This window comes from Hydrogenophaga pseudoflava, assembly GCF_031020795.1.
Lineage (GTDB): Bacteria > Pseudomonadota > Gammaproteobacteria > Burkholderiales > Burkholderiaceae_C > Hydrogenophaga > Hydrogenophaga pseudoflava_A.
In genome coordinates this window covers 846,568-868,526 of the sequence record NZ_JAVHJP010000001.1, presented here as the reverse complement: position 1 = coordinate 868,526, position 21,959 = coordinate 846,568, and the positions used below count along the sequence as shown (strand labels likewise).

Sequence of the window (21,959 nt, the reverse complement as noted above, 5' to 3'; positions counted from 1 at the left end):
GGAACACCGCCATGTCATCCGCACTCAACATCGGCAGCCAGGCCCTCACCGCCAATCTTTCGGCGCTGCAGGTCATCGGGCACAACATCGCCAACGTCAACACCGCCGGCTACTCGCGCCAGACGGTGGAGATGCGCAGCGCCGGTTACCAGCCGCTGGGCGGCTTCTTTCTCGGCAAAGGGGTCGAGCTGGGCACCGTGGCCCGCATGCACGACGCCTACCTCACGCGCGAGGCCCAGCTCTCCAGCTCGGTGGCTTCGGCCGACAGCGAACGCCTGGCGCGGCTGGCGCAGCTGGAAAACATCTTCCCGACCGGTGAAGGCGGTCTGGGCGCAGCGATGAACGACCTGCTCAACGCCTGGTCCGACGTGGCCTCGTCGCCCACCAACATGGCCGCTCGTTCGGTGGTGATCGGGCGAGGCGAGGAGATCGCCTCGCGCCTGCGCGACACCGCCGGCCAGCTGGACATCCTCACCACCAGCGCCCGCCAGCAGGTGGGCGACACGGTGAACAACATCAACCGGCTGGCCGAGGACATTGCCAAGATCAACCAGAAGATCCTGGAGAACCAGGGCAGCGCCGGCGAACCCAACGACCTGCTGGACCAGCGCGACCAGCTCATCGGCGAGCTCAGCAAGCTGGTACAGGTGAGCACGGTGAACGCCGACGACGGCCGCATCAATGTGTTCGTCGCCGGCAGCCAGCCGCTGGTGTTGGGCAGCGGCGCCGCCCGCCTGGCGGTGGTGCCCGACAGCACCGACGGCTCGCAGCAGCGCATCCAGTTCCAGCAGGGCAGCTCCACCATGGAGCTCGACGGCAGCGCCCTGGGCGGCAAGCTGGGCGGCGTCGTGCAGTTCATCGACGAAGACCTGAAGGATGTCACCAACCAGATCGGCCGCATGGCGCTGGCGCTGGCCACGACGGTGAACACCCAGCACGCGCTCGGCGTGAACCTGCAGGGTGGCACCGGCGAGCCCTTCTTCGTGCCGCCGGCCGATGTGGCCGGCCTGCCCGTGCCCACCAACACGGGCAATGCGGCGATGCACGCCGAGGTCAGCGACCCCACGGCCCTCCAGCCGTCGGACTACCAGGTCAACTTCACGGCCACCGGCGTCGACATCGTGCGCCTCTCCGACGGCCAGATCAGTTCCTTCGCCGGCCTGCCCGCCGAGCTCGACGGCCTGAGCTTCCAGATCGACAGCGGTGCCGCGGCCACGGGCGACGGCTTCCTCGTGCGCCCGTTCGCAGCGGTGGCCCGCAACATGCAGATGGCCGTGAGCGCGGCCGACCGCCTGGCCGCAGCCAGCCCGGTGATGGTCACGCCCGGCAGCGGCAACACCAGCGGCATGGGCATCGTCAGCCTGTATCCGGTGGAGCCCTCGGCCAACCTCACCGACCCGGTGACCCTGACCTTCCTGGCCGACGGCAGCTTCACCGCCACCGGCCTGGGCCCGGGCAACCCGCCGCCGGACAACGCGGGTCCGCCCGCGAGCTACAACTACACGCCGGGTCAGCCCATCGTGCTCAATGGCTGGAGTCTCACGCTGCGCGGCAACCCGTCCGCCGGCGACAGCTTCGCCATCACCGCAGCGCCCAGCTCCAACTACGGTCAGAACGGCGGCAACGCCGGCGGCATGCTGGCGCTGCGCGACCTCGCCACCTTCGACGGCGTCTCGCTCTCCAATGGCTACAGCGCCGTGCTCTCCGACATCGGCACACGGGTGCAGGGCGCGCAGTTCGCCGCCAGCTACTCCGGCCAGGTGGCCGCCAGCAACGAAGCCGCACGCGCCGCGGTCTCGGGTGTCAACCTGGACGAGGAAGCCGCGCGCCTGCTGCAGTACCAGCAGGCCTACCAGGCCGCCGCCAAATACATGCAAATCGCCCAGGGCACCTTCGACACCCTGCTGCACACCATGCGCTGACCCAGGGGAGCCCCGACATGAGAGTCGCCACCGCCCACACCTACGACACCACCATTGCGCAGATCACCAAGCGCCAGGCGGAGCTGGCCGCGCAGCAGGAGCGCATCTCCAGCGGCAAGCGGGTGCTGCGCGCCAGCGACGACCCGGTGGCCGCCGCCCTGTCCGAAGCGGTGCAGACCCGGCTCTCGCGGGTGCAGACCGACCAGCGCGCGCTGGAGTCCTCGCGCACCAGCATCCAGCAGGCCGAGAGCGCGCTGGGTGAGGCGGGCGACCTCGTGCAGCGGGTGCGCGAGCTGATCATCGCGGGCGGCAACGCCGGCTACGGCTCCACCGAGCGCCAGGCCCTGGCCAAGGAAATCGAGGGGCTGCGCGAGCAGCTGTTCGCGGCGGTGAACCGCCAGAACAGCGCCGGGCAGAGCCTCTTCGGCGGACTGGGCGGCTCGCCCGTGCCGTTCGTGCAGGAGTTCGGCAGCGGCAGCAACGAGGTGCGTTTTGACGGCCAGCGCGGCCAGAAGGCCGCCGGCGACAACCAGCTGCCCAACGCCATGGACGGCGAGGCCATCTGGATGCGCATTCCCGCCGGCAACGGCACCTTCTCCATCGACCTGGCCGCTGGCAACACCGGCAGCCTGCGCAGCGACACCGGCCAGGTGACCGACCCCTCGGCGCTCACCGGCCACGACTACCGCATCGACTTCAGCGGCACCGCCGGCGCCATGCAGTACAGCGTGGTCGACGTGACCACCGGCACCCCCGTGCCCGGCCAGACCGGCCTGCCTTACAGCTCCGGCTCGCAGATCGAATTCGACGGCATGTCCTTCCAGCTCAACGGCGAGCCGCGTGCCGGCGACCAGCTGGACATCACACCATCCACCGCGCCGACCGACATGTTCAAGGTGATGCAGGACGCCATCGACACCCTGCGCCTGGACAACGGGGGCAGCGGCGACGCCGCCCTGCGCACCCACAACCTGGGCCGTGCCCTGGCCGAACTCGACGCCGGACACGAACGCATGCTGCTGGCACGCGCACAGGCCGGCGAGTGGCTCGGCCGCGCCGACTCGATGGACAACCTGCTGGGCAACCGGGAGGCCGACCACACCATTGAAAACTCCCGGCTCGTCGACATCGACCTGGTCAAGGCCTATTCGGAGTTCAAGACCATGGAAGTGGGCGCCCAGGCGGCGCTCCAGTCCTATGCGTCCATCCAGAAGCTCTCGCTGTTCCAGTACCTGAGCTGACACCGGACCCGCCGCATGAGCCACACCGTCCTCGACAGCGTTGCGATGGCCTACCAGCCGGTCTGGAACCGGCACCGGCTGCTCGCGGCGGTGCGCCTGACGGTGCTGCCGACCGACCCGGCCTCGGTCGACGCGGCCCACCTGATGCAGGTGCTGGGCGACGACTGGCCGGTGGCTGCGCCGGTGCTCATCCTCGCGCTCGAATCGCCCTCGCTGCTGCACCAGGCCCTGCGGTGCACGCCGGTGCCCAACACCTGCCTCGAAGTGCCCTCGGCCCTGTTCGCGCATACGGAAAGCCTGGCCCTGCTCTCGCAGGCCGTGCGCCAAGGCCACCAGCTCATCCGCCGCGCGGACTTCGCCGAGGTGCGCCACGAATACGCCGTGCCGCTGGACGTGCGCAGCCTGTTGCGCCTGGACGCGGCCGACGCCCTGGAGGCCCTGCAGTGCCGCCCCACCGCGGCGGTGCCCGTGCCGCCGCGGCCCACACCGATCCGCCCGGGGCAGATCTACCGCAACGTGTGCAACCGCGCGCTGGCCGACCACTGCCTCGACGAGGCGGGCGCCTGGGGGGTGCTGGGCTGGCCCGACGACGACGTGCTGCACAACACCCGCCACCGGGCCCCCGGCTGCGACCCGGTGGCCATCGCCCTGATCCGCCAGGCGCTCGAGAAAGACGCCTCCATCGAGCGTGTCGAACGCTACGTCCGCCAGGACCCGGTGCTCGTGTACCGGCTGCTGCTGAGGGTCAACTCCTCGCTGTACGGTGGCCGGCACGAGATCGGCGCGCTGCGACACGCCATCATGATGCTGGGCTTTTCGGCGCTCGACCGCTGGCTGATCGAGCAGCAGGCCGGCGCTGACGAAGACCTGGCCCTGCACCCGGTGCGCTACGGCCATGTGATGCAGGCGCGGCTGGCGCAGCACCTGCTGGACCCTGGCTCGGACGAGGCGCTGCGCGCCGAGGTCTACACCACCGCCATCTTCGGCCAGCTCGACCGCCTGCTGCACGAGCCGCTGGCCCAGCTGATTGGCCACCTGCCGCTGTCGCCGCGCGTATCCGACGCCCTGCTCAGCCACATTGGGCCATACCACCCGCTGCTGGACATCGCGCGCGCACAGGGCGACGCCGACCGCATCGACCGGCTGCCGGGCGTCTGCGAACAGCACGAGGTCACGCTCGAACACGCCAACCGCGGCCTGCTGCGCATGCTGGCCACCAGCCGCGACCACGGACTCGCACCCGCTCCACAGGCTCCCTTGAGGGGAGTCTGAACCCCGTGGCCGCTACCATGCGCGGATGAACGCGCAGACCCGCACCTCCCACCACACCAGCGCCCTCGTCCTGTTCTCCGGCGGGCAGGACTCCACCACCTGCCTCGCCCACGCGCTCGCGCGCTACCCGCGCGTCGAAACCCTGGGCTTCGACTACGGCCAGCGCCACAGCGTGGAGCTGCAGGCGCGCACGGTGGTGCTGCAGAAGATCCGCGAGCAGTTCCCGGCCTGGGACGGGCGCCTGGGCGAAGACCACCTGCTGGACCTGGCCGTGCTGGGCAAGGTCAGCGAAACCTCGCTCACCCGCGACATGGCGTTCAGGATGGAGGCCAGCGGCCTGCCCAACACCTTCGTGCCCGGCCGCAACCTGCTGTTCCTCACGCTGGCTGCGGCGCTGGCCTACCGGCGGGACATCCAGGTCATCGTCACCGGCGTCTGCGAAACCGACTTCAGCGGCTACCCCGACTGCCGCGACGACACCATGAAGGCGCTGCAGGTGGCGCTCAGCCTCGGCATGGACCACCGCTTCCTGATCGACACCCCGCTGATGTGGATCGACAAGGCCCAGACCTGGCAGCTCGCGCACGAGCTGGGGGAGGATTCGGGCGTCGCCGATGGCGGCCACGCACTGGTCGACCTGATCGTCGAACACACCCACACCTGCTACATCGGCGACCGGGAACACCGCCACGACTGGGGCTACGGCTGCGGCAGCTGCCCAGCGTGTGAGCTTCGGGCGCGGGGGTGGAATCGTTTTTGTGATTGCACGTTGAAGTAAATCCGCCAGAAGCTGCTGATCCTTTGGTGCAGGCTATAGTCGATTTGAAGCGGACTTTGGAGTCAACCTAATGAGCTTTTTCACTGACAACAGATCGGTTGTGTCCCGGCTTTTGCCATCGCTGTTCGCTATCTTGCTGCTGGTGGGGTGCGGCGGGACGCCGGTAGTCAAAACCAGTGATTCCGTGCCGTTGAAAGTGCCAGAAGCTCAAGCGGTCGGCTCCCTGGCGTTGGGGCCCTTTGTGACAAACATTGACCCGAATGAATCCAGTGTTGGCATTCAATATACGTGGTGGAAGAATGATGTGAGCCTCCCACGATTGCCGCCAGATGCACGTCTGCTCAGTGATGGTGATTTGCGGAGGGGATTTGCGAGTGTGTTTTCGCCCCTCGGATACAAAATGGCTCCTGAAGAGACTTCGGTCTTCAAGTCGTCAGCCTTACCGGATTTGCTGTTGGGAGGGCGTCTGAGCAGAGTGAATGCGAACGCTTGGCATCCTTTTGCTCACAGTCCGGACCTGCGCACAGGTGCTCCAGGCCTTGTGAAAGGCGGTGCATTGCTAGAGATCACCTGGGAACTGCTCGAAATTTCAAGCAAAAAGGTCATCTATACCCGCAAGATACCGGGGCGATTCGAAGTGGACGGCGACCTCCCGGGAGGAGTGTCGACGCTGATATTGAACGCCTACGTCGACAGCCTGAAGGGACTGGCGGCCGATCCGGCTTTCAGGGACGCTGTGTTGAACGCCAAGCCAGTGGACAAGAGGCGCGATGCCGCTGGCCAATCGAGCTGACGTATCCATGGCCACCATCCGGACCGGCAACCGGTCCGCATTGCTCATCGTCGACGTGCAGGTCGGCGTCGTCGCCGCTGCGGGCGACATATCCCGTCAGCTCGACGCCATCACCATCGCCGTGCACAAGGCCCGCGATGCGGGTGCACCCATCATCTGGGTGCAGCACGACGACGAGGAGCTGCCCCGGGGCAGCGCCGAGTGGCAGTGGGTGCCGGCGCTGGTGCCGCAGGTGGACGACATCCGCGTCTACAAGCAGCACAACTCCTCGTTCGAGCAGACCACGCTGGAGGCCGAACTGGCGGCGCACGGGGTCGCCCACATCGTGCTGTGCGGGGCTGTCACCGGCTGGTGCATCCGCGCCACGGCCTACGCCGCGCTGGAACGTGGCTACGACCTGACGCTGCTGGGCGACGCGCACATCGCCAAGCGCCTGGACACCGGAGGCGGCACTGCGGTCGAGGCCGGCGACATCGTCCGAGAGTTCAACGCGGTGCTGCCCTGGCTGTCGTACCCGGGCCGCAGGAACCGGGTGGTCCCTGCTGTGCAGCTCGGCTTCAACTGAACCATTCAGAGAATCCATCATGCTCACCACCTTCCTCACCATCGCCGTCCTGCATTGGGTCGTGCTGGTCAGTCCGGGAGTCAACTTCGTGCTGATCGCCCAACTGGCCGCGGGCAGCACCCGCAGCGTGTCGCTGGCGGCCGTTGCGGGCATCACCACCGTGACCCTGCTCTGGGCCTCGCTGGCGCTGCTGGGCATGGGGGCGGTGTTTTCCGCGCATCCGGCGCTGCGTCAGGGTTTCCAGATCGCGGGTGCGCTCTATCTCTGCCACGTGGGCTGGAAGCTCTGGCGCTCGCCGGTCACGGCAGCGGCGGGGGTCCAGGCGGTGACGACCAGCCGGGCGGCGGCGTTCCGCATGGGCTTCATCACCAATGTGTTCAACCCCAAGACCGCGCTGTTCTTCGGCAGCGTGTTTGCCACCGCGCTGCCTCCCTCTCCGGGCATCGGCACCCTGGCTGCGGCGCTGCTGCTGGTCTGGTTCAACGCCGTGGTCTGGCACGTGTTCCTGGCGCTTGCGTTCTCGCATGGTCGCATCCAGTCCGCCTACCAGCGCGGGCGCGCGGTGTTCAACCGCGGAGCGGCGGGCCTGGTTGGCGCCTTCGGGCTGCGCCTGCTGGCGACCACGCTGCAGGAACTGCGGGCTCGGGCCTGAAACCAGTTTCAATGAAGGGGCACCGCATGTTTTCCCACATCTTCATCGGCGTGGCCGACTTCCCAAGGGCCCTGGCGTTCTACCGCGCGCTGATGCCGGTGCTGGGCGTGCAGGAGCGCTTCTGCGAACCGGAGCGCCCCTGGGCCGGCTGGCAGTCGTCGCCCGATCCGCGACCGCTGCTGCTGATCGGCACGCCCTTCGACGGCCAACCGCACACGCCCGGCAACGGCGCGATGACGGCGTTCCTGGCCGCGGACCGCGCCACGGTCGACCGCGCCCATGCGGTGGCGCTGGCGCAGGGCGGGCGCTGCGAGGGACCGCCTGGCCTGCGGCCCGAGTACCACGCCCACTACTACGGGGCCTACTTCCGCGACACCGAGGGCAACAAGCTGTGCGTGGCGTGCCACGCGCCGCCTTCTCCACCGGTCGCCGGGACCTGAGGTCGGTCACGGGCGCTGGCCGCGCATCAGCCGCGCCAGACGCCGGAGGCCATGAAGATGCTGCCCATCCAGGTCGGCTGCACCTCGAAGCCGTCGAGCCGCGGGGTCAGTTCGCTCCAGGGCTGTGCCAGGCCGTCGAGCGAACTGACCGAGTACAGCGCCGCACCCAGCACGAACAGGTTGACGGGCCACACCCAGGGCGCTGCCCACTGAAGCCCGGTGGCGACCACGCGCGCGCCCGGCGTGAGGTGCGCCAGCACGTTGTCGAGTGCCGCAGGGCTGCGAAGAATGTCGTGTGTGAAGTGGAACAGGGCGGCATCCGCCTGCCCCGGCCAGCGGGCATCTTCCACCGGGGCCTGCACCAGCCGGAGCTGGTGCGTGCGCCGGTCGTGGAAGCGGTGGCGCGCCCTGGTCATCATCTCGGGGCACTGTTCGATGCCGACGATGTGGCCACGCGGGCCCAGGCGGGCGAGCAGCGGCCCGAAGCTCAGGCCGGTGCCACAACCGACGTCGATCACGGTGTCGCCGGGCCGCAACTCCAGGCGCCGGATCGCCTCCCGGCGCAGGGGTTCGAACGGTGCCAGTTCGCTGTCGTATTGTTCGGCCCGGGCCCTGTACTGCTGCAGGGCCTGGCGATGGGCCGATGACGGGCGCCTGGCGCCAGACGGCGGGTGTGTGCCCACGGTTTGTCTCCATCACGGAAACCACCCAGCCTACGGCGCCGCCGCGAGGTGCGCAAGGCTTTGCAGGACGAGTGTGTTACCAGCCGTCGCTCAGCGTGCCGCGAGGGCAAAACGGGCCCCGTCCGCGGCCCCGGGTTCCAGCTCCCAGCGCCGGTTGTGGAAGGCGGCGACCGCCGGCCGGTGGGCGATGGACACCAGGGCGCCGTCCTGTGACGCCACCAGCGCCTGCAGGCGCTCGTAGAGCGTGTGCTCGGCCGCTTCGTCCAGCGCGCTGGTGGCCTCGTCCACAAACAGCCAGCGAGGCCGCTTGAGCAGGGCGCGCGCCACCGCGAGCCGCTGCTGCTCGCCGCCCGAGAGCTTCTGGCCCCAGCTGTCCTCTTCGTCCAGCCGGTCGGCCAGGTGGGGCAGCAGGGCCTCGTCCAGCGCCTGCCTCAGCTGCCCGTCGCCGTAGCGCTCGGCCGGTTCGGGATAGGCCAGCGCCTTGCGCAGGCTGCCCACGGGGAAGTAAGGCCGCTGCGGCAGGAACATCACGCGCTGCTCGAAGTCGGCGGGTTTCTGCAGCCGGCCCTTGGCCCAGGGCCAGATGCCGGCCAGGGCCCGGAACAGGGTGGACTTGCCGCTGCCCGACGGCCCTTTGACCAGCAGGCGGTCGCCCGCTTTCAGGCTCAGCCCGCCAGCCGACATCAGCGCGACACCGCCGGGCAGCGCCAGGTCGAGTGTGTCGATCTGCAGCGTGTCGGCCTCGGTGGCCGGCACCGATTGCAGTGGCGCGGTCTGCAGCGCCTGGAAGCTCTCCTCGAAACTGGTGATGCGGTCGGTGGTGGCGCGCCAGGCGGCCAGGGCGTCGTAGTTGTCGACGAACCAGGACAGCGAGTCCTGCACCCGGCCGAAAGCCGAAGAAATCTGCATCAGCTCGCCCAGCTGGATCGCGCCACTGAAAAAGCGCGGCGCCGCCACGATGAAGGGGAACACCACGGCCGCCTGACCGAAGCCGTTGGTGAACCAGATCAGGCGCTTCTGCGCCTTGATGAGCTTCCAGTAGTTGTCCAGCACCGCACCGAAGCGCTCGCCCAGGTGCTGGCGTTCGACGGGTTCGCCGCGGTCCAGCGCGATCGACTCGCTGTATTCGCGCACGCGCACCAGGTGCACCCGGAAGTCGGCCTCCACGCGCTGCTGCTGGAAGTTGAGCTTGATCTGCGGCCGGCCGATGTAGTGCGCCAGCACGCTGCCGATGGCGCAGTACAGCACCGCCATCCAGACCATGAAACCGGGAATGGTGTACGAACCCCCGTTGAAGCCGAACGAGAAGCTGCCCGAGAGCGTCCAGAGGATGCCGACGAAACTCACCAGCGTGATCACCGAACTCAGCAGGCCCATCGACAGGCCCAGCGTCGAGCTGGTGAACAGGTTCAGGTCCTCGGCAATGCGCTGGTCCGGGTTGTCCGGCGGCGCGTCGGTGTCCTTGGCGAAACGGTGGAGTTCGAGCTGGTAGAAGGCCTTGTTGGACAGCCACCGGTCGAGGTAGTGCTTGGTCATCCAGGTGCGCCAGCGCATCTCCAGCACCTGGCGCAGGTAGAAGCGGTAGACCGCGATGATGATGAAGCCGAAGGCCAGGTAGGTGAAGCGGCCCAGCTCGCGCCAGAAGGTGACCTGGTCCTTGTTCTGCAGCGCGTCGTAGAAGACGCGGTTCCACTCGTTGAGCAGCACCAGCATGTACACGGCCGCGAGGTTCAGCGCAATGATCGCCGCCAGCAGCCCGCGCGCCTTCCACTTCTCTTCCGAGTTGAAGTAGGGCACTGCGAGCGCGAGCACCTTGCGCAGGAAGTGCTGCGTCTCAAGGAGTCGGTTGGGTGAGGTCATGGTCTCTGGTCGGTTGGACAAGGGGTTTGAGCGAGAAAAAGGCAATCGAACGGTCTGCATTGTCGAGCGTCCGCACCACGCCGATGGAGCGCAGCGCGGCGGCCGTTGCGGCTCCCCCGTCCGGCAGGGCCCGCCGGTTCAGCCAGATGCCGGCAAAGCCCCGGTCCGCCGCTGCGCGTGCCATGTCCTGCACCGGCAGCGTGGCAAGCTGTCGCAGCCAAAGATCGCTCTCGCGTCCCACCATGCCGCCGTAACTCCAGCGCAGGTGGGTGCTGTGCAGATAACCCCGCAAATGGGCGTAATGGCCTTCCTGGTGCAGTTGCGGTGCTTCCGGAAAACCCACGTGCGGCCACTGCAGGATGGCCGAGCCCTGGGGCACGATCGCCTCGAGCCGGCGCACGAAATGGCGGTCTGCCTTGTAGGCGGCCACGGTGGCCTGGCGCTGTGGCGCCACGGCCGCGGGAACCTGGTCCCACAGACCCAGCGGCAGCAGCAGGGCGGCCGCCAGCACCCGCGCTGCGCGCCGCTGCACACCGTGCTGAACGATCATCAGCAGCGCTGCCAGTGCCAGAAAGGCGATCACCACGCTGATGCGGTTGAGTGCGCGGAACTGGGGCGACACCAGCAGGGCCAGCAGCATGCCGCCGCCGCCGGTGACCGCCAGTGCCAGCGCCACCGCATTGGCGCGCGCCGCGACGCCCAGCGGGGGCATGGCATTGAGCAGGGGATGGGCGACCAGCAACCCGATCAGCAGGGCGAGGAACCCAGCGCTGCCCAGCATGCCCAGCGCGGACGCGGTGTTTTCATTGATGTTGAGGGCTTGCGCGTTGTATCGGTGGGTGATTCCGGCCAGGGGTGCGGCGCGGTGTCTGCCGGAGGGCAGCAGCAGCTGCACAGGCTGCAGTGCATACAGGTCGAGCTCCCTGACGTCCCGGCCCGCGACCGCCGGATTGGGGCCTTCCCGGTGCTGGTACAGCAACGTCGGTGCCAGGTTGAGCACGACCAGTCCGCCCACCAGCAGGCAGGTGGCTGTGGCCGACTTCAAAGGCTGCCAGACGGCCCTGCGCAGGGACTCCATCAGCCCGGTCGCGGCCACCAGCACGAGACCGAAGAAGGCGTAGTAGATGCTCGTCGACGCCACCACGGCACAGGCGAGCCAGACGCGCCAGGAGCTGGGGCCCCAGTGGCCGCGCTCAAGGAAGGGGGGGCGCTCGCCCGCCACACGCAGCACCAGCCACACCGCGACCGGGACGGCGAGGTAGTTGGAGAGAAACATGTGGGGCAGCCGCACGAAGTGGTAGGGCAGAAAGGCGTAGAGCAGGGCGCCCGCCACCGCCAGCGGCCAGTGCAGCCGGAACCCGTCGCGCAGCACCATCAGCGCGCTCAAGGCCACACAGGCAAAGCCCAGCAGGTAGAACAGGTTGTGGATCAGGGCGACATCGTGCGTGAAGACGCCGGCCAGCCTGTGGAAGGCCAGGAACAGCAGCTCGGGTTTGGCGAAGTCGAGCAACTGGGCGCCGTAGGGCGCACCCAGCATCGGGTTCGCGCCGTACCAGCCGTTCTCGATCACCGTCTTGACGACGAACAGGTTCCACAGACCGTCGCCTTCGTAGTAAAGCGGCGAACGAAGCCAGTCGCCCATCGGGCGGTACAGCCACCACAGAAGGGACAGGCACAGTCCGAGGGTGATGGTGCCGGCGGCCAAGGGTGGCCACCATCTGCTGAAGCGCGCGGACGGGGCAGAGGGAAACGTCATGACCGGGTCGTTTGCCGGAAGGGAGCGGGTGCGTCGGCGCCGGTCCAGGCGTCTTCGCCGACCCGGCGGGCGCAGCGGCACTCCCAGGCACAACGCAGGCTGCGCAACGCTGCCCGCCACCTGGCACGCGACGAATAGGCCGACTCACCCACCTCGCGCGCCCGGCGGGTGAAGGGCACGCCGCACCATCCAGGGGAAAAGCTCCGTGCCATCACCACCACCTGGGGATGGCGCACCGGGGCGCGCCGCATCCTGTCGGCGACCTTCCCTGGCACCACGAAATAGGTGCCCACATCGGCGGGCATGCGCAGGAACAGGCCCAGCAGCGACTTGAACACGCGCGAGGTCAGCATGCGGCCGGCCGCCTGGTAGCGGCCTTCGCGCCGGGCAAAGGCCGTCATACCGGAACCTGCACTGGCCTCCACCAGGGCCGGCAGCAGTTCGGGCGGGTCCTGCAGGTCGGCGTCCATGACCGCGATCCAACGCGCGCGGCTGTGGGCGATGCCGGTCAGGAGCGCGCGATGCTGGCCCTGGTTGGTGGGCAACAGCAACCCCTGGATGCGCGGCTCCTCCCCTGCCATGCGGCAGACAAGATCCCATGCGTCGTCGGGACTCGCATCCACCACAAACAGAAGGCGGTGAGTCAGGCCGGTCGGTGCGAGCGCCGCCAGGGTCCGGCGCGCCAGTTCCTCCAGGGTGGGGGCGTTGCGGTACACCGGCACCACGACGACGACGTCGGCCTCGACGGGTCTGCTCATACCACCTCGGGCCGCACATCACCTGCCTGGGACCAGGCTGCCGTGTTCTCCACGTACCAGCGCACGGTGTGCCGCAGGCCTTCGCTCAGGCTGAGCCGGGGCACCCAGCCGAGCACCTGCTCGGCCCGCGAACGGTCGGCATGGCGGTGGCGGGCGTCGGTGATCCGCGGCGCCAGCGTCCGGGCGGCCACCCGGACCGCGCGGCCCGTGGCAGCGGCCACATGCTCCAGCAGTTCTTCGTTGCTGGTCTCGATGCCGGTCCCGATGTTGTAGACATCGCCGTGCCCCTGTCGCAGGCCCGCCAGCAGCAAGGCTTCGCAGACATCGTGCACATGCACCCAGTCGCGCCGGGCGAGCTCGCGGGTCAGCACCACAGGCCGGTCTTCCAGCGCCGCCCGGATGGCGGTCGGTGCAAACCGGTGCGCCGATTCCCACGGACCATAGACGTGGGCCAGTCTCAGGACCGTCACCGGCAAGCCCTCTCCGCCACCCTGCTGGTACAGCAGGGTGGCGGCGGCCTTGGTGGCGCCGTGCCAGGTGTTGGGCCGGGTCGGGTGGTCCTCGCCCAGGGCGGCATCGGACGGTCCGTGCTCCAGCATGCTGCCGGCGACGATCAGTCGGCCCGTTCCATGTGCACGGACCACCCGCATCATCTCGTGGGCACCCAGCACGTTGACCCGCATCATTTCGTCTCGCGCCCGCTCATCGTGACCCCGGGGCACTGCCAGGTGGAACACGACCTCCGGCTGCACCTGCGCAAACACAGCGGTCAGCTGCCGACGGTCTGCAACATCGACTTCGTGGCGGGTGAGCCATGGGTTCTCCAGCCCGGCCAGCCGCCACGACGAGCCCGATGGACGCTGCAAGGCCTCCACCCTGCAGCCACCTGCCAGCAGTACGCGCACCAGGTTGGCACCGACGAAGCCGCCAGCGCCGGTGACGAGCACGCGCTTCCCTTCAAAAGCCCCGGCCAGTCGCACCAAGGCTTCAGACGGCATCGCAGACCTCTGCGAGCAAGCGCTCCAGTGTGCGGCGGTCGTGCGCGGTCTCTGCCGCCGTGCGGGCGCGACAACGCTGCCAATAGGCGGCCACCTCCGCTGTCAGGCGGGCGGCGCCCAGGCGCTGCACATCGCGCCTGAACGAGCGGCGCAGGAACACGAACTGGCAGTCCAGGCGGGCCATTTCCTCGAGCAGCCGCGCGCACGGCACCGGCGTGCCACCGTCCACCGCGGTGACGCCTCCGAACCCGAACGGGGTGTGGGAAAAGGCTTCGCGGGCCCGCTCCACCGAACCGTCCAGCACCGCCCGGAAGATCGATCCGCCGCCGCGGCTGATGGCAAAGTCGTTCAACCCGAAGTACACGCGGTCCAGCGGCAGCGTCGCAAGACTGCGTGCGCAGGACAGGGCGGCCGTGGTCTCGACCAGGATGCCGACCTGACACCGGCCATCAACCAGCCGCAGGAAGCGCTCCACCTCGGCCGGGGAGTGGGCCATGGGCAGGAAAATGCCGCGGGCGCCGGCACCGACCGCGATCTCGACCTCTTCCGGTGTATGCGCCCCCTCGCCATTGATCCGGCACCAGGTCCGGGCGCCGGGAAGGCGGGCCACATCGGACAGGGCCTGCGGGCCGACGGGCGCGATCTCGGTGTCAAATTCCTTCTGTCGCTCAGTCTTGCCCATGTATTCCCAGTCGACCACGAAGTGGTCGATGCCCGCCGCCATCATCGCCTTGGCGCCGGCCGCGCCCGATTCGAAGAGCATCAGCTCCAGTGAAGAGGCGTGCCGGTTCATGAGGCCACCGCCTTGGCCCATACGAACAGCGACGACCCGAAGGGCAGCGAGCAGCGGCCCAGTGCCTGGACCTCGAAGCGGTTGACCGCTCCCAGCCAGCGGTCCAGCATGGCCGAAGGACGCCGTTCGGCGACCTGTCCGGCGGTGCCCGACCAGCGCCGGCTGGCATAGACCAGCGGGAACAACAGGCACTGGTAATGGGTGTGGCCTGCGGGGCGCCAGCCGTGGCGCAGCAACTCCTTCCGCATCTGCGTCAGGCGGTAGCGGCAGCGGTGACCGGCCCGCACATCCATGTCGCTCCACAGCGAAGGAAAGGCCGGTGCCGACAGCAACAGGTCGGCGCCGGGGCGAGCGACGCGACGCGCCTCGGCCAGGAAGGCGTCTGCGTCGACATGCTCGATCACATCGAAGGCGGCGATCAGGTCGTGCTCTCCGGAGGGCAGTGCGGTGTCCGTGACGTCGGCCTGTACCAGAACGGCGCGGCTGGAACGGGCATGCGCCTGTTCCAGCAGAGACCGGTGCCCGTCGACAGCCGTGACGGTCCTGGCCACCGACTCCAGCATCCGCAGTTGTTCGCCGGTGCCGCAACCCAGTTCAAGGGCCTTCTGCCAGGAGGTCGGTCCACCGCCCGACATGCGTTGAAGCAGCCGCGCCATCAGCCGCTGGCGCTCGCGCATCCAGAAATGTTTCTGCGCCGCCAAGTCTGATAGCCGGTCTGCCGCTTCGGCGTCGAAGCCCTCGGGGTGGGTGTCGTTGGCCGCCAGCCAGAGACGAGCCAAGGGCGAAGGCCGCAGGCCGCAGCCCGGGCACTGTTCGCATGCCGGGTCTGGTGGGGTGCCGGCACAGCGGGGGCAGGCCATGGCCGTCATGGGGCCGTCAGCCGGGCAGGCGGGCGCTGAAGTGCTGGAACGCGTGGGGAAAGGGCACCCACTCGCGACGGTCCAGCCACTGCTCCAGCCGATCGCCCCAAGGGCGGTTCTTCAGCTGGGGCGGAAAGTAGCCATAGCCCACGGCACGGGTGTCGACAAAACCCGCGCGCGCCAGCGCCGGCAGGATCACGCTAGGGCGCATGGCGCTGAGCGAGGGTTCTCCGGCAAAGCGCATGCTCGGTGTCAGCAGGATCTGCAGGTAGTACAGGGGATTCCAGCCGACCGGTTCGCAGAACGAGACGGTGGCACCGGGCTTGAGCGCTTTGGCCAGGCCCTTGAACACCCGGTCGAAGTCCTTCAGGTGGTGCAGGACGAAAAAGCCAACCGCGTGGTCAAAGCGTTCGTCGGTCAGCTCGGACACCTCGGCGATGTCCCCGCACACGGTGCGCACGCGCTGGTCGGACGCCTGTCGCAGCTGGTCCAGCAGCACGGGGGAAAGGTCGTTGGCGACGATGTCCCAGCCGCGTTCTGCCAGGGGCAGGGTGAACTTGCCCGGTCCTGCGCCTACCTCGAGCACCGTCTGTCCCGGTTGCAACGGCACACCGGCCTGCATTCGGGCCAGATGGGCATTCACGTAGGTGGTTTCGCCCAGGGCCAGCCGTGCCCGGCTCACATGGTCGAAATAGCGACGCTGGTACTGGTTGTGGGCAAGGCGTTCGGACGGGTCCATGGCAGGGGTTCGCTTTGACGGGGTTGGTTCACATGCTCGTGCAGCACGGGGATGGGGCTGGATGCTATAGATTTGCCACGCCGCTGGCCACATGCCCCGCCGGCACGTGTTGCGCGGCAGACTCGATGTGGCCGGTCTGGTCGTCGAAGAAAAAATCGGGTTCGAACTCGCGCAGGAACGGTCCCTTGGGCAGGCCGCCGAGGAACATGGCCTCGTCCACGTCGATGCCCCAGTCCATCAGGGTGCGGATGGCGCGTTCGTGCGCCGGTGCCGAACGCGCCGTGACCAGGGCGGTGCGGATGCGCATCGCGCTCGTGCCCTCCGCCTGCAGGCGGTGCAGGGCTTCGAGCAGGGGCTTGAACGGGCCTCCGGGCAGAGGCTGTGCGGCCTTGTCGCGTTCGTGTTGCTGGAAAGCGTTGAGGCCCTGCGCCTGGAACACCCGCTCGGCCTCGTCGGAGAACAGCACCGCGTCGCCGTCGAAGGCGATGCGCACCTCGTGCGGATGGGCGTCGCTGGCGCGCACGGACAGTGGATACACCTGTGCGGCCGGCACACCGGCGCCGAGCGCGTCGCGCACATCGGCCAGGTGGGTGGAGAGGAACAGGTTGGCGCGCAGCGGTCGCAGATAGCGCCAGGGCGGCTGGCCGCGCGTGAAGCTGCCGCGCTGGATCGGCAGGCCGTAGTGCTGGGCCGAACGGAACACGCGCATGCCCGAAACCGGGTCGTTGCGAGAGAGGATCACCACCTCGACCCGCTGGGCCAGGCTGTCGTTGAAGGCCAGCAGCTTCTTCACCAGCGAAAACGCCACGCCCGGCTGGGCGGGCTCTTCCAGCCGGTCCAGCTGCAGCTTCATGTAGGCCCGGTCGTCGCCGGTCTCGAAGACGCGGTTCTCTTCCTCGAAGTCGAACAGGGCGCGCGAGGAGATCGCGACCACCAGCTGTCCATCCAGCGTCACCGGCATGGTGGCCTCACTTCACGAGTTGATTCAGTTGGATGATGGGCATCAGCACCGCCAGCACGATCAGCATCACGACCACTCCCATGGCCACGATCAGCAGCGGCTCCAGGATGGTGGCCAGGTGCATGGCGCGGCGCTGCACCTCGGCGCCGAGCTGGACCGCGGCGCGCTGCAGCATCACCGGCAGCTGGCCGGTCTGCTCGCCCAGCCGCGCGAACATGGCCACCAGTGGCGGGAAGCGCTTCTTGCTGGCCAGCGCCGACGCCAGCGGCGCACCCTCGCGCACCAGCACCAGTGCGTCCAGCGCGTCGGCGCGCATCGATCGGTTGGACAGGGTCTCTGCCGCGGTCTGCAGCGCGCGCAGGATCGGCACCCCCGCCGCGGCGAGCATGGCCAGTGTGGCGGCGAAACGCGCCGCGTTGTAGCCGCGCGCCAGGCGCCCCACCAGGGGCAGGCGCAGCCAGGCCGCGTCCATGCGCAGCCGCAGCGCCTCGTTGCGCCGGGCCAGGACCAGCCCTATCCCGGCCAGCACCAGCAGGCCCAGCATCAGCCAGCCGTAGCTGCGCACGAAGTCGCTGATCGCCAGCATCACCACGGTCAGGATGGGCAGGGCGCGCTTGCTGCCCGCGAACACGCCCGCCACCTGGGGCACCACGTAGCTCACAAGGAAAACCACGATCACGATCGCCACCACGGTGACGATGGCCGGGTACAGCGAGGCACCGACCAGCTTGTTCTTGAGGGCTTCGCGGGTTTCCAGGTCGTCGGCCAGGCTTTCCAGCACGGTGCCCAGCTGCCCGCTCTGTTCGCCGGCCGCGATGACGCCGGTGTAGATGGGTGAGAACTCGCGCGGGTGCTGGCCCAGCGCGGTGGCGAACGCCGCACCGGCGTTGACCTCGGCGCGCAGGCTGGCGACCAGGCGGCGCTGATCGTCTTTTTCCGCCTCGTCCGCCAGCGCCGAAAGCGCACGCTCCAGCGGCAGGCCCGAAGACACCAGCCCGGCGAGCTGGCGGGTCCAGACGGCCAGCGTGGTGGCGTTGAAGACCCGACCGCCCCAGAGCGTCATGTTCAGCCCGCTGCCGCGGCCGCCGCTGTGGGACGACACCGCCGGCTCCACGGCCAGCGGCACCAGACCCCGGCCCCGCAGCATGCTCCGCGCCGCCTTGGCGGTGTCGGCGTCGATCAGGCCTTTCTGTGTCGCACCCTGCGCGTTCAGCGCTTCGAAGGAGTAGGCGGGCATGAGAGAGCTCAGTCTCGGGTGACGCTCAGGACTTCGGCTTCCGATGTGATGCCTTCGTCGATCAGACGCTGGCCGTCGGCGCGCATGGTGCGCAGGCCCGCGGCTTCGGCCGCCACGAAGATCTTGCTTTCGGCGGCGCGGTTGTGGATGAGCGAGCGGATCTTGTCGCCGGTCACCAGCAGTTCGTAGATGCCGGTGCGGCCCTTGTAGCCTGATTGGTTGCAGTGTGCACAACCGACCGGCTGCCAGCGACCGCTGGCGTCCTGGCGCTTGCACTTCGGGCAGAGCTTGCGCACCAGGCGCTGCGCCAGCACGCCCAGCATCGAGCTGCTCAGCAGGAAGGGCTCGACGCCCATGTCGATCAGTCGGGTGACGGCGCTCACCGAGTCGTTGGTGTGGAGGGTGGCCAGCACCAGGTGGCCGGTGAGCGAGGCCTGGATCGCGATCTGCGCGGTTTCGAAATCGCGGATCTCGCCGATCATGACCACGTCCGGGTCCTGGCGGAGGATGGCGCGCAGCGCGCGCGCGAAGTCGAGCTCGATCTTGGCGTTGACCTGGGTCTGGCCGATGCCGGGCAGCTCGTACTCGATCGGGTCCTCGACCGTCATGATGTTCTGCTGCGTCGCGTCCAGCCGCTGCAGCGCGGCGTACAGCGTGGTGGTTTTTCCCGAGCCGGTCGGTCCGGTCACGAGGATGATGCCGTGCGGCTGGTGGATCAGCTTCTCGAAGCGTTCGAGCACGTCGCCCTGCATGCCGACGGCCTCCAGGTTGAGGCGGCTCTCGCTCTTGTCCAGCAGGCGCAGCACCGCGCGCTCGCCGTGGGCGCTGGGCAGCGTGGAGACACGCACGTCGACCGCGCGCGTGCCGATGCGCAGCGAGATGCGGCCATCCTGCGGCAGGCGCTTCTCGGAGATGTCCAGCTCCGCCATGATCTTCAGGCGCGAGATCAGTGCGGCGTGCAGTGCGCGGTTGGGCTGCACCACCTCGCGCAGCGTGCCGTCGACGCGGAAGCGCACGCTCGAATGGCGTTCGAAGGGCTCGATGTGGATGTCGCTGGCGCCATCGCGCGCGGCCTGCGTGAGCAGCGCGTTGAGCATGCGGATGATGGGCGCGTCGTCGGCGGTTTCCAGCAAGTCTTCGATGGCCGGCAGCTCCTGCATCATGCGGCTGAGGTCGGCATCGCTCTGCACCTCGCTGACCACCGCCGCGGCGCTGGACTCGCCCTGCGCGTAGGCGGCGCTGATGCGCTGCGCCAGCAGCTCGCCGGGCTCCCACTGCAGTTCCTCCACGTCGTGGCAGCGCAAGATCTCCGACAGCGCCGACAGCCGGCGCGTCTGCGTCTCCTGGTCCCCGGCGGCGCTGGAACTGCCCCGCAGAGTCAGCCGCCCGTCCTCCTCTTCCAGCAGCCAGAGGTGCTCACGAGCGAATGCGTAGGGCAGCGGGTGTTTCATCGGGGCTGCATCAGTTCGTCGGGGTCGCTGGCTGCGGCGGCGCGGCCGTGGGCGCGGCAGCGGGGGCGCTGTCGGCAGCGCGCTGCGGAGGCATCACCGGCGCCACGTTCACGGGGACCGTGCCGCTGCTGGCCGGCTGCGAGTCCTTCTGCACCGACCGCATCAACTCGTAGCGGTCGAGCGAGAAGCTGTTGGTGGTGCGCGCATCACGCAGCACCACCGGGCGCAGGAACACCATCAGGTTGGTTTTCTTGCGGCTGCGGTTTTCGCTCTTGAACAGGTTGCCCAGCAGCGGGATGTCGCCCAGGCCGGGCACCTTTTCCTGGTTGCCGGAGTATTCGTCCTGCAGCAGCCCACCCAGCACCACGATGCCGCCATCGTCGACCAGCACGGTCGATTCGATGGTGCGCTTGTTGGTGATGAGACCGGTGGTGGAGTTGACCGACGAGGCCTGCACGCTGCTGACCTCCTGGAAGATGGTCATCTTGATGGTGCCGTTCTCGCTGATCTGCGGCTTGACGCGCAAGGTCAGTCCCACGTCCTTGCGCTCGATGGTCTGGAACGGATTGACCGAGCCGTTGTTGCCGTTGCCGGCGCCGGTGTTGGTGAACTGGCCGGTCACGAAGGGCACGTTCTGGCCGATCACGATCTTGGCTTCTTCGTTGTCCAGTGTCAGCAGGTTGGGCGTGGACAGGATGTTGCCGTCGCCGTTCTGCTGCAGGAAGCGCGCCAGGAAACCCAGCAGGTAGATGCCGTTGCGGCGCGAGGCCATGCCGAAGTTCAGACCCGTGCCCGGCGCCTGGATTTTGGTGGTGTCGGCCTGGGCGATGGGCAGCAGGTTGGTCAGGATGTTGTTGCCACCGGTACCGAAGTTGGTGCCCAGCAGCCCCACCGTGTTTTCGCCGAGATTGCCCAGAGGACCCTGCCACTGGATGCCGAACTCGGCCGCCTTGTCGGCATTGACCTCGGCGATCAGGCTCTCCACGTAGACCTGCGCGCGGCGAGAGTCGAGCTGGTCGATCACGGCGCGCAGCTGCCGGTATTGCGGCTCGGGGGCGGTGATGATCAGCGCATTGGTCGCCGGGTCGGCCTGGATCTGGCCGCCCGTCGACGGGCCTGCGCTGGCCGTCACCGGTGTGGTGGCCGGGCTGGTGGCGGCGGTGCCGGGCGTCTGGGTCATGCCCCCGGTGGTGTTCCGCACGGTCGTGACGCCGGTCGAACCGCCCGCCACTCCGCTGCTGCCTTCGCCGGCCATGGCGGCCCGCAGCGTGGCAGCCAGATTGACGGCGTCGGCATTCTTCAGATAGACGACATGGATGTTGCCTGCTGCATCGGCGCTGCTGGGGCGGTCCAGCTGGGCCACCAGGGACCGGGCCAATGCCAGCCGCGCCGGATTGGCGGCCCGCAGCACGAGGCTGTTGCTGCGCGGTTCGGCGATCAGGGTGGTCTTGTAGGAGGTGTCCCCCGCCTGTCCGGCGGCGGCGGCCACACCACCCGTGCTGCCCGGCTCGATCAGCCGGAGCACCATGGGGGCCAGGTCGGCCGCCAGGGCGTGCTGCAGCGGGATCACCTCCACGTCGGTGGCGCCGGAGACATCCAGCGACGCGATGATGCGTCCGATGCGCTGCAGGTTGTCGGCGTAGTCGGTGATGATCAGCGAGTTGTTGCCCGGGTTGACGTTGATGGTGTTGTTGGGGCCGATCAGCGGGCGCAGCACAGGCACCAGGTTGTTGGCCGATTCGTGGTTGAGCCGGAAGATCTGGGTGACGATCTGGTTGCTGGCGGGCAGCTGGCTGACCGGGCCGGCGCTGACGGTGTTGCTCTGCAGCTTGGCATCGGCCTCCGGCACGATCTTGTAGAGCCCACCGGTTTCGATGAGGGAGAAGCCTTGCAGGCGCAGCGCGGCGGCAAACTGGTTGAGGGCCACGATGGGGGCCACCGGCCGGTCGGTCGAGAGATTGACGGTGCCCTTGACCCGAGGGTCCACCACCACATTGCGTCCGGTGATGGTGGCCATGGTGCGGGCCACGGCCTCGATTTCGGCCCCGACGAAATTGAGCACGACCGGCTCGGCGGCGCGCTTGGACTGGGCCCATGCGGTCGGGGCGGCCAGGGTGCCGGTCAGCACGGCGAGCGCCAGTGCCAGCACGGCAGGGGAATGGGTCGATTTCATCTGTTGATCCTATCGCGAAGTCTCGCT

General features: G+C 68.6%; 20 protein-coding genes. 8 read left to right on the top strand and 12 right to left on the bottom strand.

Annotated features, from left to right (window positions below; translation table 11 throughout):
• Positions 1-11 precede the first annotated feature (11 nt).
• From flgK to RCO38_RS04190, 8 genes are all read left to right on the top strand, one after another.
• Complete coding sequence (gene flgK / locus RCO38_RS04225) at positions 12-1,922, top strand: flagellar hook-associated protein FlgK (protein ID WP_308327036.1); 1,911 nt, start codon at positions 12-14, stop codon at positions 1,920-1,922.
• 17 nt (positions 1,923-1,939) lie between these two features.
• The gene (gene flgL / locus RCO38_RS04220; protein ID WP_308327035.1) at positions 1,940-3,163 is read left to right on the top strand and encodes a flagellar hook-associated protein FlgL; all 1,224 of its coding nucleotides are present in this window, start codon (positions 1,940-1,942) and stop codon (positions 3,161-3,163) included.
• 15 nt (positions 3,164-3,178) lie between these two features.
• Positions 3,179-4,435, top strand: a complete 1,257-nt coding sequence (locus tag RCO38_RS04215) for an HDOD domain-containing protein (protein ID WP_308327034.1) — start codon at positions 3,179-3,181, stop codon at positions 4,433-4,435.
• Between the two features lie 25 nt (positions 4,436-4,460).
• Complete coding sequence (gene queC / locus RCO38_RS04210; protein WP_308327033.1) at positions 4,461-5,213, top strand: 7-cyano-7-deazaguanine synthase QueC; 753 nt, start codon at positions 4,461-4,463, stop codon at positions 5,211-5,213.
• A gap of 70 nt (positions 5,214-5,283) precedes the next feature.
• Entirely contained in the window at positions 5,284-6,006 is a 723-nt protein-coding gene (locus tag RCO38_RS04205; RefSeq protein WP_308327032.1) for a hypothetical protein, read from the top strand.
• A gap of 7 nt (positions 6,007-6,013) precedes the next feature.
• Complete coding sequence (locus RCO38_RS04200) at positions 6,014-6,571, top strand: isochorismatase family protein (RefSeq protein WP_308327031.1); 558 nt, start codon at positions 6,014-6,016, stop codon at positions 6,569-6,571.
• A 19-nt stretch (positions 6,572-6,590) separates the two neighbouring features.
• On the top strand, positions 6,591-7,223 hold the full coding sequence (locus RCO38_RS04195) for a LysE family translocator (RefSeq protein ID WP_308327030.1): 633 nt from the start codon (positions 6,591-6,593) through the stop codon (positions 7,221-7,223).
• A 26-nt stretch (positions 7,224-7,249) separates the two neighbouring features.
• The gene (locus RCO38_RS04190) at positions 7,250-7,663 is read left to right on the top strand and encodes a VOC family protein (RefSeq protein ID WP_308327029.1); all 414 of its coding nucleotides are present in this window, start codon (positions 7,250-7,252) and stop codon (positions 7,661-7,663) included.
• 26 nt (positions 7,664-7,689) lie between these two features.
• Here the strand turns inward: RCO38_RS04190 and RCO38_RS04185 are convergent, their stop codons facing one another.
• The 12 genes from RCO38_RS04185 to gspD form a co-directional block, all read right to left on the bottom strand.
• Positions 7,690-8,346, bottom strand: coding sequence for a class I SAM-dependent methyltransferase (locus tag RCO38_RS04185; RefSeq protein ID WP_308327028.1), 657 nt, complete (start codon positions 8,344-8,346; stop codon positions 7,690-7,692).
• A gap of 90 nt (positions 8,347-8,436) precedes the next feature.
• Complete coding sequence (locus RCO38_RS04180) at positions 8,437-10,206, bottom strand: ABC transporter ATP-binding protein/permease (protein WP_308327027.1); 1,770 nt, start codon at positions 10,204-10,206, stop codon at positions 8,437-8,439.
• Positions 10,181-11,911 carry a hypothetical protein gene (locus RCO38_RS04175; protein WP_308327026.1) on the bottom strand — a complete coding sequence of 577 codons (1,731 nt, stop codon included), beginning with the start codon at positions 11,909-11,911 and terminating at the stop codon, positions 10,181-10,183. The genes RCO38_RS04180 and RCO38_RS04175 overlap by 26 nt, the downstream gene beginning before the upstream one ends.
• Before the next feature lie 47 nt (positions 11,912-11,958).
• Positions 11,959-12,720 carry a glycosyltransferase gene (locus RCO38_RS04170; RefSeq protein WP_308327024.1) on the bottom strand — a complete coding sequence of 254 codons (762 nt, stop codon included), beginning with the start codon at positions 12,718-12,720 and terminating at the stop codon, positions 11,959-11,961.
• Positions 12,717-13,718: an NAD-dependent epimerase/dehydratase family protein gene (locus tag RCO38_RS04165; protein WP_308327023.1), complete on the bottom strand. Its 1,002-nt coding sequence runs from the start codon at positions 13,716-13,718 to the stop codon at positions 12,717-12,719. Before RCO38_RS04165 ends, RCO38_RS04170 begins: the two co-directional genes overlap by 4 nt.
• Positions 13,708-14,511 (bottom strand): hypothetical protein, encoded by an 804-nt coding sequence (locus RCO38_RS04160; protein WP_308327022.1) that lies wholly within the window; start codon positions 14,509-14,511, stop codon positions 13,708-13,710. The genes RCO38_RS04165 and RCO38_RS04160 overlap by 11 nt, the downstream gene beginning before the upstream one ends.
• The gene (locus tag RCO38_RS04155) at positions 14,508-15,290 is read right to left on the bottom strand and encodes a class I SAM-dependent methyltransferase (protein WP_308327021.1); all 783 of its coding nucleotides are present in this window, start codon (positions 15,288-15,290) and stop codon (positions 14,508-14,510) included. The genes RCO38_RS04160 and RCO38_RS04155 overlap by 4 nt, the downstream gene beginning before the upstream one ends.
• Before the next feature lie 97 nt (positions 15,291-15,387).
• Positions 15,388-16,110, bottom strand: a complete 723-nt coding sequence (locus tag RCO38_RS04150; RefSeq protein WP_308327020.1) for a class I SAM-dependent methyltransferase — start codon at positions 16,108-16,110, stop codon at positions 15,388-15,390.
• A 64-nt stretch (positions 16,111-16,174) separates the two neighbouring features.
• Positions 16,175-17,071: a 5'-nucleotidase gene (locus RCO38_RS04145; RefSeq protein WP_308327019.1), complete on the bottom strand. Its 897-nt coding sequence runs from the start codon at positions 17,069-17,071 to the stop codon at positions 16,175-16,177.
• Between the two features lie 7 nt (positions 17,072-17,078).
• Entirely contained in the window at positions 17,079-18,308 is a 1,230-nt protein-coding gene (gene gspF / locus RCO38_RS04140; protein ID WP_308327018.1) for a type II secretion system inner membrane protein GspF, read from the bottom strand.
• Between the two features lie 8 nt (positions 18,309-18,316).
• Positions 18,317-19,759, bottom strand: coding sequence for a type II secretion system ATPase GspE (gene gspE / locus RCO38_RS04135; RefSeq protein WP_308327017.1), 1,443 nt, complete (start codon positions 19,757-19,759; stop codon positions 18,317-18,319).
• A 10-nt stretch (positions 19,760-19,769) separates the two neighbouring features.
• Positions 19,770-21,932 (bottom strand): type II secretion system secretin GspD, encoded by a 2,163-nt coding sequence (gspD, locus tag RCO38_RS04130; RefSeq protein WP_308327016.1) that lies wholly within the window; start codon positions 21,930-21,932, stop codon positions 19,770-19,772.
• Between the last annotated feature and the right edge of the window lie 27 nt (positions 21,933-21,959).

Excerpts from the sequence above, each read along its gene's own strand:
- RCO38_RS04150 (WP_308327020.1), bottom strand. The coding sequence starts at position 16,110 with ATGGACCCGTCCGAACGCCTTGCCCACAACCAGTACCAGCGTCGCTAT.
- gspD (WP_308327016.1), bottom strand. The coding sequence starts at position 21,932 with ATGAAATCGACCCATTCCCCTGCCGTGCTGGCACTGGCGCTCGCCGTG.
- flgK (WP_308327036.1), top strand. The coding sequence starts at position 12 with ATGTCATCCGCACTCAACATCGGCAGCCAGGCCCTCACCGCCAATCTT.
- RCO38_RS04200 (WP_308327031.1), top strand. The coding sequence starts at position 6,014 with ATGGCCACCATCCGGACCGGCAACCGGTCCGCATTGCTCATCGTCGAC.
- RCO38_RS04215 (WP_308327034.1), top strand. The coding sequence starts at position 3,179 with ATGAGCCACACCGTCCTCGACAGCGTTGCGATGGCCTACCAGCCGGTC.
- RCO38_RS04160 (WP_308327022.1), bottom strand. The coding sequence starts at position 14,511 with ATGAACCGGCACGCCTCTTCACTGGAGCTGATGCTCTTCGAATCGGGC.
- RCO38_RS04205 (WP_308327032.1), top strand. The coding sequence starts at position 5,284 with ATGAGCTTTTTCACTGACAACAGATCGGTTGTGTCCCGGCTTTTGCCA.
- RCO38_RS04170 (WP_308327024.1), bottom strand. The coding sequence starts at position 12,720 with ATGAGCAGACCCGTCGAGGCCGACGTCGTCGTCGTGGTGCCGGTGTAC.
- RCO38_RS04190 (WP_308327029.1), top strand. The coding sequence starts at position 7,250 with ATGTTTTCCCACATCTTCATCGGCGTGGCCGACTTCCCAAGGGCCCTG.
- RCO38_RS04145 (WP_308327019.1), bottom strand. The coding sequence starts at position 17,071 with ATGCCGGTGACGCTGGATGGACAGCTGGTGGTCGCGATCTCCTCGCGC.
- queC (WP_308327033.1), top strand. The coding sequence starts at position 4,461 with ATGAACGCGCAGACCCGCACCTCCCACCACACCAGCGCCCTCGTCCTG.
- gspF (WP_308327018.1), bottom strand. The coding sequence starts at position 18,308 with ATGCCCGCCTACTCCTTCGAAGCGCTGAACGCGCAGGGTGCGACACAG.
- RCO38_RS04165 (WP_308327023.1), bottom strand. The coding sequence starts at position 13,718 with ATGCCGTCTGAAGCCTTGGTGCGACTGGCCGGGGCTTTTGAAGGGAAG.
- gspE (WP_308327017.1), bottom strand. The coding sequence starts at position 19,759 with ATGAAACACCCGCTGCCCTACGCATTCGCTCGTGAGCACCTCTGGCTG.
- flgL (WP_308327035.1), top strand. The coding sequence starts at position 1,940 with ATGAGAGTCGCCACCGCCCACACCTACGACACCACCATTGCGCAGATC.
- RCO38_RS04180 (WP_308327027.1), bottom strand. The coding sequence starts at position 10,206 with ATGACCTCACCCAACCGACTCCTTGAGACGCAGCACTTCCTGCGCAAG.
- RCO38_RS04195 (WP_308327030.1), top strand. The coding sequence starts at position 6,591 with ATGCTCACCACCTTCCTCACCATCGCCGTCCTGCATTGGGTCGTGCTG.